Genomic DNA, 11,726 nt, shown 5'->3' with positions numbered 1-11,726 from the left:
CCACCAGCACCTTGCGTTCCTCCGAAGCCGGCGAAGCGGATATGGCCACTTTCTCCGCCGGCTCCCCCGCGACCACCCAGCCCGCCGGTGCCACCGTCACCACCTGCGCCGCCTGTCCCGGCTAATCCAGACCCGACACTGCCATCGCCACCTCTGCCACCGGCTCCACCGGTACCGCCGATGCCGCCTGCCCCGCCGTTGCCGAATAATGTTCCTCCATTCCCCCCAATGCCGCCGTTCCCGCCCATACTGGCGGTGCCTCCTTCGCCGCCGGCACCGCCGGTAGCGGTGGCACCGGGGACACCTTGCGCTCCGTCACCACCGGTGCCGCCGGCGCCACCAGTGCCGAAGAACATCCCCCCCTGGCCACCCATGCCGCCGTGGCCGCCGGCAATGGTGGGCGAGCTAGCAGTCCCGCCCTTGCCGCCGGCACCCGCAGTGCCCGCGAACAAACCGCTGTGTCCGCCGGTTCCCCCAGTACCACTGCCGTACCCGCCGGCACCGCCAGCCCCGCCGTCGCCCCACCACAACGCGCTGCCCCCAGTGCCGCCGATTCCGCCGTTGATTCCGCCGATGCCGCCTGAGCCGCCTTGGCCCAAAAGCCAGCCGCCGGCCCCACCTGAACCGCCGGCTGCTCCCGCGCCACCGGTTCCACCGGAGCCGCCGTTGCCGATTAGCCCCGCCGCGCCTCCTGCGCCTCCAGTGAGCCCAGTGTTAATGCCATCGGCTCCCTTACCTCCGTTGCCAAACAGCAGCCCCCCTGCACCACCTGCCTGCCCCGGTGCGGTCCCGTTGGCGCCGTCACCAATCAGCGGACGCCCCATAAGCGCCTGCGTGGGTGCATTGATCAACGCCAGCACCTCCTGCAATGGCGATGCGTTAGCCGCCTCGGCGGCCCCATAGGCGCCCGCCGATGAAGTCAGCGCCTGCACAAACCGGTGATGGAACGCCGCGGCGTTCGCGCTGAGGGTTTGATACTCGTTCGCGTGGGCGCTAAAGAGTGCCGCGATCGCCGCCGATATCTCATCGGCACCGGCGGCCGCGATGGTGGTGGTTGGTGCTGCTGCCGCGAAGTTGGCGTCGGCTATTTGCGAACCAAGATTTGCCAAATCCGAAGCAGCAGAGGCAACAAAGTCCGAAGTCACGCTCAAGAACGACATCGTTTTTCCCTTCGCCAGTCTGATGACGCACCCCCCTGACCGGGTTTGCACGAAGCATGCCCGCGCGGCATACATAACGTCTAGTAGATGATTTCGAACTAAGGTTTGCGCATCGTCGAAGGTATTTCGGTGTGGCACCCCGCCACCGAGTGAAGTGCAGCGCTCTAGAGCCTTTGTTCGCCGGGCGTGTGCTGCCGCACAATGCGGCGGTGGTCGCCGATGCCTCATCCGCGCCGGAGTCCGAATGGGGTGGGTGTGATTCATGGGTGCCGCGCAATCGCGTCTGGCCCGGCAGGAGCGCGTCTCGGCAACGTCTTGATTAAGTCATGCGTGGGTGAATTCTTAGCTGACTTACCCGCGTACCGTTCTGCGGCGCCGGCAAAGGAGCACGTGGCCCGGCCGCAGGCGAATCGGCGCCAGATGACGGCGTCATGGAGCCGAAAGAATGGCGCTCTGTAGCGTCGCGGTGAGCCAGACCTCGAAGTCTTCGTGGGTGTAACCGGCGCTCGACAGCATCAGCTCGTAGATCTCCGGACTGGCGAACGCCCAAGCGGTGTCCACGGCAGCTTGTCGAGCAAGCCGCATGGCGTCGTCTGGGATCGCTGCCAGCAAAGTCTCAAAGGTTGCGTGTCGTGCTGCGTGGAGCTGCTGCCATTCTTCCGCGATTGCGGCGTCGACCGCGGATCCCGCGCGATACGCGCGCCAAGCGCTTGCTGAGTTGTGCGCCAGGCCACAGAACAAGCTCGCAATCTGGGCGAGGGTCCCGGCGGGAGTGTCGGGACGGAGCAGCGAGGCATAGTGCTCCCCGGACGGCTTGGCGCCCGGTGCCAGCGTGCTGTCCAGGTAGGCGCGTAGCAACGCGCGTTTACTTCCCCACGCAAGGTAGAGCGTTTGCACGCTCACCCCGGCCGCCTCGGCGATGCGGTCCACCGTCGCGGCGATGTATCCGGCGCGGGCGAACTCCTCCGCGGCAGCTGCCAGCAGTAGTCGGCGGGTTTCCGCCCGCGATGCTGCCCCTGCTTCGCGTAATCGGGTCGTGTTCCGAGGCCGCTTACGTTCCACAGGTGCAGTTTACTGATCACGCCTGCTGCATCCTGGCCGTAATTGAGCGCGACCCCATTGCAATGAGTGCCGCGCTAAGCGTGCAACGAGCAGCCGGCTGCCACGGCGGCAGGTGGTCAATGCGGCTACTACTGCCCACTCGCTCCGCGGGATCCGTCGGTCAGATGGTGGCGGCGTTGACCCACGGGTTGAGTTGTGGACAAGCGGAAGAGGCACTGTAGTGCTAGAGTGCTACTCAATTACATTTGATTACTACTCTATAAAGTAGGGGAGCAGGCGTTATCATGTCCGGTCACTATCCCGTCCACGACCGTCCGTGGAAGCGTCCCGGGGCCGCCCGCTATGCGGCCAGTCGGCTGCATGGGATTTTCCAGCCGCCCGTAACTGTGACCGCAGCACCGCACGACATCATCGTGGAGCGCAATGCGGTGATCCGGATGCGCGACGGTGTGGTGCTGCGGGTGAACGCCTATCGGCCCAACACCGAGGGGCGGTTTCCCGTCATCCTCTGCGCGCACCCGTACGGCAAAGACAGGTTGCCCAAGCGGCGACGACACCGGTGGAGTGTCAATCCGCAGTTTCGCATCATGAACCAGCGCCATCCGGTCAAATTTTCCAGCGAGACCAGTTGGGAGGCACCCGATCCGGTCTGGTGGGTGACGCAGGGATATGCCGTAGTCAACGCCGATCTGCGCGGTGCCGGTGCATCCGATGGGGCGGGCGCGTTTCTCTCCGACCAGGAGGGGCAGGACGTATACGACCTCATCGAATGGGCCGGTTCTCAGCCTTGGTCGAGCGGTAACGTCGGCATGCTGGGAGTGTCGTATCTGGCGATGGTGCAGTACAAGGCCGCCGCGTTAGGCCCGCCCAGCCTCAAGGCAATCTGCCCTTGGGAGGGCTTCACGGACGCCTACCGGGATTTGTTCAACCCCGGGGGCATCGTCGAGAACGGCTTCTCCCGGATCTGGACGACCATCGTCAAACGGGTTATGCGCACTACCGTAGATATCGGCGCACAACGCAAGGTGCACCCGTTGCGGGATCACTGGTGGCAATCTCTCGTGCCGGATCTCGCCAAGATCGAGGTTCCGATGCTCGTTTGCGCCAGCTTCTCGGACCACAATTTACACAGCCGCGGATCCTTCCGGGCATTCGAAAATGTCAGTTCACCAGCAAAATTCGCCTACACTCACCGAGGCGGCAAGTGGGCGACGTTCTACAGCGACGACGCCCGCCAAGCTCAGTTGAGGTTTTTCGACCGCTATCTCAAATACCGGGACGCGCCTGCGCCGCCTGTGGTCCGGCTCGAGGTGAGAGAGCGGTGCGACGTCATCGCCGAGGTCCGCACTGAAAATGAATGGCCGCTGGCACGCACCCATTGGCGGGACCTCTACCTCGCCGATGGCGGAGTGCTCGGCACCGTACCGCCTGAAGTCGACGGATCGGTCACCTTCCACACCCGCCGACACGCCGCGGCGTTCACCTTTCCTGTCCCAGGCGACCTGGAACTCAGCGGCCCGATGAGCCTGGCCCTCTGGGTCTCAGTCGACGGAGCCGACGATGCCAGCCTATTTGTCGGTGTCGAGAAATGGGCTGACGGACAATGGGTTCCGTTCGAGGGATCGTACGGTTTCGGCCGAGACCGAGTAACAACCGGATGGCAGCGCGTGTCTCTTCGCGAACTCGACACCCAGCGTTCTACACATTACGAACCGGTTCACACGTTCCTGCGGCGCCAACCCCTATCATCCGGCGAAATCGTTCCCGTCGAGGTCGCACTGGGTCCTTCTGCCACCCTCTTTCATGAAGGCGACCAGATCCGCCTGCTCGTCGCAGGACGCCAGCTGGCTCCCCGCAACCCCCATTACGGTTCGTTTCCGGCCTTGTACACCCCGAGCCCGCCCGCGCGCTGCACTCTGCACTGGGGAGCCCGCCGACCCGCACGGCTGCGGGTGCCCGAGATCCCGGCATGACCCGTCGGAAAGCGTTGCTGCGGCGCCGCTTTTTGGAACGAGTGTCGACACGGCTGACGTTGGCAACGTAGCCGGTTGGGCCCCGGCTACCATCGGTCAGATGTCGGTGGCGCTGCTGCGTGAAATGTTCGACCAGATGGTGGTGGCCAAGAATGCTGCCCTTATCGAGCACTACTATGACCCCGATTTTCGCTTGTACTCCGACGGGTTGACTCAGACTCTCGCTGAATTCAGCGCCAGTCACCGCAAGCTCTACGCCACCGCGATTGCCTACGCGATCGAATACGACGAGCAGGCGTGGGTGGAAGCCACAGACAAGGTCGCCGGTCGGGTATGGATCACCACTAATCGCCCCGGCGAAAACCCGGCCCGCATAGAGATTGTGCTGATCGCTGCGTACCGCCACGGCAAAATCCACCGGCTGTGGGAGACGACATGGCCGAGTTGGCGCAACCTGGCCGCAATGGAAAACTACTCATCAACCGCCTCGTGATCGATGGCGCGTTACTTACCCGTTTGCTAGCGGCAACGCCGATTGCCTAACCAATCCGCTCGGCCGACTTTACCGTGACGTGCGAGCCGCCACGCTGAGCGGGGACGGGCAAAGCAAAAAAGGCGAAGATATCGAGTCGCGGCGGGGACCCAAGTTCGTCGGAGCGCGCCGAAAACAATCGAAGTAGGCCACGGACGCGTCAACGTCACCGCAGCCGGCGCATCAACTCAGCAGCCGCATGCCTGCCGCTGAGCAGGGCGCCATGCACGGTGCCGGGGTTATCCACCCCCACGGCCTCACCGGCCAGGTAAAGCCGGTCGCTGATCGGTTCTTGGAGTCGGCGACGATCATCTAGGCCAGAGCCGGGCGCGTGGAACGAGTACGAGCCAAGGGCATAGGGATCGAGAGTCCAACTTGATGACTTGACGTCGAGAAGTGTTGCCGCACTGCCGAACAGCTGTCGGGCGATGGGCAGCGCATCAGCCATCAACTCATCCGGCGATGACGACTCCACCTTCCGGCCTCGGTGACCGGCATTGAATGCCAACACAATCGGCCCCGCCGCAGCCGGTAGTGTCAACCATTGCGCCCACATTTCGCCGTCAGAACCAAGGTACTGGTAGAACGCGTCTTCCCGGTCCCAGGTTCGGCGCTCAAAACGGAAGTAGCTCTTGGACAATACGCCAAATCCCAACGTTTGCAGGGCATGTTCCGGTGCATCGGGCAGAGGAGGATCGAAAGTGATCGCGCCGGATTGCAGCACGCCGAGCGGGACGGTGACGATTGCGGCGGGTCCTTGGAAGCTCTGGTCTTTGGCTTTCACGATCACCGAGTCACCGCGTAGGACAATGGCGTTGACGGCTGTATTGAGGACGATCGGAAGCCCGTCGGCCAGCAGCCGCGGAAAAGCATCGTAGCCGCTCGTGACGACGACCTGCGGCCCATCCGAATACTTGCCCCGGTCAAAAGTCTTGGCGGACAGCTGGTCTGCGTCCGCGGCGTACTCATCTTCGATTTCGGTCGTGACATAGTAGGCCAACTCGGCGCGCTCGCTCTCGGAGAGTTCTTGGCTGGCCGCCTGGGCTCTGATGGCGGCGCCCAGACTCCCGCCGTCGACCTCGTCGCGGGCGTCCGCTACCAGCCGTTGCCAGGTTGCCTCGTCGTAATTGATGGGAGGCAGGCGCGGATCGGTCGCCAGCTTCGCGGCCGTGTTGTAGTCGGTTGGGGCTAATTGCGCCTGCACCTGCCGGGCCAGTTCGGTCAGCGGATTGTTGGTCGTCCCGTGAATCCAGGAGGCACCCATTTCCAGCGGCACACCCCAGTCGCGATTGGTAGCCACTCGGCCGCCAATTCGACGGCGGGCTTCGATCACCCGAACCGGCCATCCCGCGTCGGAAAGGCTGCGGGCGGCAGCCAAGCCCGCCATGCCGGCGCCAATGACCAGGATCGACGTGTTGTCCGTGACCGGCGGTGCCTTGCTATTCGTTGCGGCCGGACGTTGCGATGCGCAGCTCGTCGTGAACCCAGCGCCGCCGCTGCAGGCAAAGCCGGCTGTTGCCGCCAAGAGGCTCCTGCGCGAGATCTGGTACACACTGTCAGCGTCTCATGCCACGCCACACGCGGACGTGTGTGCTGGTCAGCCTCGTTATGTGATCGTATTCGGCGAATGTGAGCGGGCCCACATTACGGTCAGGTAAACTCACCTGCATCCTTAGGGCGGCAGCGGAGCCGCGGTCGAAGGGGGAGCGGCGATGAGGTCCATCCACGGCAATGTGCCCAGTCAATTGCCTGACGTATTGCCGCCGAGCCGCGACCTATCCGTTCGCGCCGCAGACGGCACCCAGCTACACACGCAGGTTTTCGGCCCGCCCGACGGCTACCCGATAGTCCTGACCCACGGCTTTGTATGCGCCATCCGAGCGTGGGCATACCAAATCGCCGACCTGGCTACCGACTACCGCGTGATCGCCTTCGACCATCGCGGGCATGGTCAAAGTGGGGTGCCCAGACGGGGTGGTTACAGCCTCAAACACCTTGCTTCTGACCTAGATTCGGTGTTGGACGCGACGCTGGCCCGACACGAACGCGCGGTGATCGTGGGACATTCGATGGGCGGCATGACCATCTCAGCCTGGTCGCAACGCTACCGTCACAAGGTGCACCGGCGCGCTGACGCCGTCGCGTTGATCAATACCAGCACCGGGGAGCTGCTACGCAACGTCCGACTGCTCCCGGTGCCGCGTGAACTGTCGGCGGCACGAGTCCTGGCCGGCCGCGGGCTGATTAACGCGTTCGGCGGAATCCCGCTTCCCGGTGCGGTCCGCATACCGACTCAGCGTTTGGTGACAATGATGGCGGTCGGGGCCGATGCCCATCCCAGCGTTGCGCGGCTGGTCTATGAACTCTTTACGCAAACGCCACTGGCTGGGCGCGCAGGCTGCGCGCGAATGCTGGTGAGCGAGGTGGCGCACCAGCACCTAAGCCTCGCTGGTCTGACGGTGCCGACGCTGGTCATCGGCAGCCAACGCGATCGGCTGACGCCGATCAGTCAGGCTCGCAAGATTGCGAGTGCCGCACCCAACGTGTTCGATATTGTCGAGCTGCCGGGCGGCCATTGCTCGATGCTGGAACAGCACCACGAGGTAAACCGCCATTTGCGTACTCTCGCCGAAGCGGTCACCCGAGACTCCCATGTTCGGCGGATCAGCTCATAGCAGGGCGGAGACCTCCGCTGCAGCACGCTGGCCGGATCTGACGGCGCCGTCTAAGTAGCCGGACCATTCGTCTGCGGTTTCGGTACCGGCCCAGTGAATCGGCCCAACCGGTTCACGCAGCAGCGGCCCGTATCTGGTCCACGACCCCGGCGGCACCGCGGCGGTCGGACCACCCGGAGCGAATTCTTCTGTGCCCCAGCGGTAATCGACATAATCGAGCGGCTTTAGCGCGTGCTCGCCGAAAAGCGAAGCGAAACAGCGCAATGCCTCGCTGCGCCGTTGTTCGGGAGGCAGCGAGTCGAATGCCCGGGCATCGACGAAACCCATAAGAATGCCTGGCCCGTCATCGTGCGGACTGACGTCGAAGGTGATGAATACTGGGCCCTGGTCCGATAGGGCCTGGCCGGAGAACCCGTTGGCCCGCCAGAACGGCGTCGAATACGCCGCGTAGGCCTTACTTAACCGCCCTTGCGGCCAGTGTGCGGCGAGCTGTTGGTATTCGGGCGGCAGCGGTGGATGGAACTCGATGGCTGCGCGATGGGCTGGGGGGATCGCCACGATGACGAATCCGGCCTCGGCTTGGCCCTGATCGGAGGTGACGGTCACACCCGCGCCATGCCGGTAGATGCGCCGAACGGGCGCATCGAGCACTACCCTGCCACCCAGTTCAGCCGCTGTCAGCTCAGCGATTTGCTGTGTGCCGCCGGCGAATCGATCCTGCTGGGCACCGTTTTCGACGTCGAGCAGCCGGTCCAGGCCGCCGGCGGCACGCACGTAGCGTGCGGCGTGCAGCATGGATACGTCCTGGGGTTCGCAACCCCAGGTCACCCGGGTCATGATGGCCATCAGGTCGTGTGAGGACGCGGTGGCGCGTGCCGATCGCAGCCAGTCATCGAGTGTCACGCTGTCCAGGCGGTGCGCTCGGCGTGCGTCCCAGGGCGCCGATATCGGAATGCTGCGCGCAAGCCTCTGGAATTGCCAACGCAGCCTCGCGATGTCGAGCAGTCCGGCCACTGAAAGTCGGGGAATGGTCCCGGTGTAGCCGCGTACGGCGCCTCGCCAGTGGATGAGGTTTTTGCCGTCGCGGTAGATCGGGATGGTGGGAACTCCCAGCTCACGAGCCAGGGCTAGCAGGGCATCTTGGGTGGGGCCTACGAAAGTGCCGCCCATATCCGCTGGCAGTCCTGCGACGCTGCCGGTGAGGGAGCGGCCGCCGACGCGGTTGCGCCCCTCTAGTACCAGTACGTCATGACCCTGTCGCGTCAGGTCTCGGGCTGCGGCCAATCCGGCGAAGCCGGCGCCCACGATGACCACGTCGACAATCCATCGTGGGTTTGTCACGCCCTCCAGTGAACCGCATTATGGCCGATCCGTTGAAAAAATCTTGCCTGGCCGAGTTCCGCTAGGTCAGTTCCGCAGCTCGTTTGCGCCGTGCACGATGGCTAGTCCGACCGTATCGACGTTATCAGTCAGCAAGCGCTCATGTTGGGAAGGGATCTTCCCGGCACCCGCGCCCCGTCCCCACGGCAGAACTCGGTCTGATTACCGAAACTCTGGGCGCGGCCGCGTTGCAACGGCTTAGCGCCAACGCCTGTGCCTGGTAACGACTTTGACGCCCACCACGCTTGTCGGCAATCGCCGCGGACATTCCCCGCCTTCGCTAGGGGCGGCGACGGTGGCGGGCACCTGGGGCACCACACGGATCTAGGCTTGCGCGAAACGAAAGTGTTTGTTCAAGAACCTGTACTAGACCGCAATTAACGCGTGACTTAGCGTCATCGCGTGATGGGGATCACTTCGCGTTGACCCAAGCGCGGCTACGTGGTGGGAGGTACGTCGATGTCGTTTGTGAGCGTAGTGCCAGAGGCGGTGGCGGTGGCGGCGGCGGATGTGGCGCGGATTGGTGCGGCGATTGGTGGCGCTAATGCCGTTGCGGCAGCTTCGACCGCCTCGCTGGTGGCTGCCGGTGGTGACGAGGTGTCGGCGGCGATTGCGGCGATGTTTTCTAATCATGGTCTGGACTACCAGGCTGTGAGTCGGCAGGTCGCGGCCTACCACGAGCGGCTAATGACTGCGTTGAGTGGTGCTTCGGAGTCATATGCCGGTGCTGAAGCGCTTAGTGCGGCACCGTTGCAGCAGGTGCTGGCCGTGGTCAATACGCCGACGCAGGCGTTGCTGGGCCGGCCGCTGATTGGCGATGGTGCGCACGGGGCGGCCGGCACTGGTGCTAACGGTGGAGCTGGTGGGTTGTTGATTGGCAATGGCGGAAATGGTGGGTCCGGGGCGCCGGGTCAGGCCGGTGGTAGCGGCGGGGCCGGCGGGCTGATCGGCAACGGCGGGGTAGGAGGGGCCGGGGGCGTAGGTGGTAGTGGTGGCACTGGCGGGGCTGCCGGATGGTTGGGCCACGGCGGGGCGGGCGGGTCCGGTGGTGTTAACGCACCGGGTGGTGCTGGCGGTCGTGGTGGTGTGTTGGTCGGTGATGGTGGCATCGGTGGGATTGGCGGGGCCGGCGCAGCGGGTGGTCATGGCGGCAGCGGCGGACAGGTGATCGGCAACGGGGGTAACGGTGGCCAGGGTGGGGCGGCCACACCCGGTGTCAATGGCGGCAGTCCGGGGCGGGGTGGTGACGGCGGCAACGCCGCGGCCCTAATCGGCTCCGGGGGCCACGGCGGTCAGGGTGGCACCGGCCTAGCCGGGGCCGACGGCGTCAACCCCACAGCCTTGCCCAACCCAGCAAGCGGCGGCACCGATAACAACGGTAATGGTGAGGTCGGCCCGCAAGGCGCGAACGATCAGGACGGCGGGGCCGGCGGGGTTGGCCGCAATGTCTACTCCAGCGATGGTTTCGGCGCTGCCGGCGGAAATGGAGGCGACGGTGGTCTGGGCGGTCCGGGCGGCGGCAACGGCGGCGCCGGTGGTGCCGGCGGTCTTGCGGCCGACATCGGCAGTGGCGGTGCTCCCCAGGGAGGTCAGGGCGGCAAAGGTGGCGATGGCACTGGCCCGGGTGGGGCCGGCGGGGCTGGCGGGGCTGGCGGTATAGCCCTGGGTCCCAACGATGGCTCTCCTGTCGCGGGCAACGGCGGGGCCGGCGGTAATGGCGCTGAAAGCAGAGTGATGGGAGGAAATGGGAGTATCGGCGGTGCGGGCGGAAATGGCGGCGACGCCGGCCTGCTGGTGGGTAACGGCGGCGTAGGAGGCGTCGGTGGGACAGGCGGTGCCGGGGGTGCCGGGGCCCCAGGTGGTGCTGGGGGTGCCGGCGGCCCCGGGGGTGTGGCTATCGGCGATGTAGCCGAGGGTGGTTCAGGTGGTCGCGGAGGCGACGGCGCCGACGCCCTCTCCAGAGGGGGCACTGGCGGCACTGGCGGTGTGGGCGGCAACGGAGGCAACGGGGCTCGGCTCTTCGGGAGCGGCGGCAATGGCGGTAGCGCGGGTACCGGCGGAGCCGGCGGTTCCGGTGGTGCTGGTGGCGCCGGAGGTGCCGGCGGCAGCGGCGGCATTGCCATCGGCAACGATGGCGTGGGTGGCGGCGTTGGAATGGGTGGCGCTGGCAGTGTTGGGGGAACCGGTGGGGTCGGCGGTGTGGGCGGTACCGGCGGCGCCGGTGGAGTCAGCGGCGGTTTCGGCGGCCAGGGTGGGTTGATCGGATGGTCCGGCAGCCCGGGAGCTGTCGGCGCCGGGGGCGCTGGTGGCGCGGGCGGTAGCGGTGGCACAGGGGGTAACGGCGGAGCTGGAGGCGCCGCTACCGGCGGGGCAGGTGCCGCTGGCGGCAGTGGAGGCCTTGGTGGTGGCGGTGGCCTAGGTGGTGCCGGGGGCTCGGGGGCTCCCGCCAGTCCGGGAGGTAGAGCGGGAGATCCGGGCGCTAACGGTCCTCAGGGCAGCAGCGGCACAACGGGCCAGGACGGCTGATTCGGTGGCACCAATGACTGCCAGCAGCGCGAATGGCACTATCACCAACGTCGTTACCGCGATCTGCGTGGGATTTATGGAATGAGCAGCTCGGCGCATTCTCAGCGGCGCAAACCCGCCGTCAATCATGTTTGTGGGTTCATGCCCGGTTTTGCGCTGGACCTGTTTTGGTCGGCGACGTCGCTGCTCGTGGGTGAGCCCTGGCACGGTCCGCGCCTGCGGCGATGTCGGCGGCTCACATTTGTGTTTGCAGCACCGGGAAATCCATCCCGGTGGGCCGCCGCGTAAGCGCTCAGGAGCACCGCATACCAGCGAGTTGTTCAGATCAGTGTGCTCTTCACACTCGCATCGTGACCTCAGTCTCAAGTGATCGCTGCAACACCTGACCGGAAAAGGGGTGTTGGTGCTGCATGGGCTA

8 protein-coding genes are annotated in these 11,726 nt (G+C 65.4%); 4 read left to right on the top strand and 4 right to left on the bottom strand.

Annotated elements, in window-relative coordinates; genetic code table 11:
- Both F0Q45_RS20375 and F0Q45_RS20370 read right to left on the bottom strand, forming a co-directional pair.
- Positions 1-1,160, bottom strand: a 1,160-nt coding sequence (locus tag F0Q45_RS20375) for a PE family protein (protein WP_149655671.1), incomplete at its 3' end; no start/stop codon positions are given.
- A gap of 429 nt (positions 1,161-1,589) precedes the next feature.
- On the bottom strand, positions 1,590-2,222 hold the full coding sequence (locus F0Q45_RS20370) for a TetR/AcrR family transcriptional regulator (protein WP_149655670.1): 633 nt from the start codon (positions 2,220-2,222) through the stop codon (positions 1,590-1,592).
- 284 nt (positions 2,223-2,506) lie between these two features.
- Here F0Q45_RS20370 and F0Q45_RS20365 point away from each other — a divergent pair, with 284 nt between their 5' ends.
- Together F0Q45_RS20365 and F0Q45_RS20360 are read left to right on the top strand one after the other, a co-directional pair.
- Positions 2,507-4,195 (top strand): CocE/NonD family hydrolase, encoded by a 1,689-nt coding sequence (locus F0Q45_RS20365; RefSeq protein WP_149655669.1) that lies wholly within the window; start codon positions 2,507-2,509, stop codon positions 4,193-4,195.
- Positions 4,196-4,295: 100 nt separating this feature from the next.
- The gene (locus F0Q45_RS20360) at positions 4,296-4,688 is read left to right on the top strand and encodes a nuclear transport factor 2 family protein (protein WP_149655668.1); all 393 of its coding nucleotides are present in this window, start codon (positions 4,296-4,298) and stop codon (positions 4,686-4,688) included.
- A gap of 205 nt (positions 4,689-4,893) precedes the next feature.
- On the opposite strand, the gene F0Q45_RS20355 is transcribed toward F0Q45_RS20360, so the two are convergent.
- Entirely contained in the window at positions 4,894-6,252 is a 1,359-nt protein-coding gene (locus F0Q45_RS20355; RefSeq protein ID WP_149655667.1) for a flavin monoamine oxidase family protein, read from the bottom strand.
- A gap of 187 nt (positions 6,253-6,439) precedes the next feature.
- Between F0Q45_RS20355 and F0Q45_RS20350 the strand changes: the two genes are divergently transcribed.
- Complete coding sequence (locus F0Q45_RS20350) at positions 6,440-7,402, top strand: alpha/beta fold hydrolase (protein WP_149655666.1); 963 nt, start codon at positions 6,440-6,442, stop codon at positions 7,400-7,402.
- Here F0Q45_RS20350 and F0Q45_RS20345 read toward each other — a convergent pair.
- Positions 7,397-8,743, bottom strand: a complete 1,347-nt coding sequence (locus F0Q45_RS20345; RefSeq protein WP_149655665.1) for a flavin monoamine oxidase family protein — start codon at positions 8,741-8,743, stop codon at positions 7,397-7,399. The genes F0Q45_RS20350 and F0Q45_RS20345 overlap by 6 nt on opposite strands.
- A gap of 498 nt (positions 8,744-9,241) precedes the next feature.
- On the opposite strand from F0Q45_RS20345, the gene F0Q45_RS20340 reads away from it, so the two are divergent.
- Positions 9,242-11,308, top strand: coding sequence for a PE family protein (locus F0Q45_RS20340; RefSeq protein WP_149655664.1), 2,067 nt, complete (start codon positions 9,242-9,244; stop codon positions 11,306-11,308).
- Positions 11,309-11,726: the final 418 nt, after the last annotated feature.

This window comes from Mycobacterium simiae (assembly GCF_008370645.1).
GTDB classification, from domain to species: Bacteria; Actinomycetota; Actinomycetes; order Mycobacteriales; family Mycobacteriaceae; genus Mycobacterium; species Mycobacterium simiae_A.
Note: the sequence above shows the minus strand (reverse complement) of the source record. Positions and strands in the feature narration are given on the sequence as shown.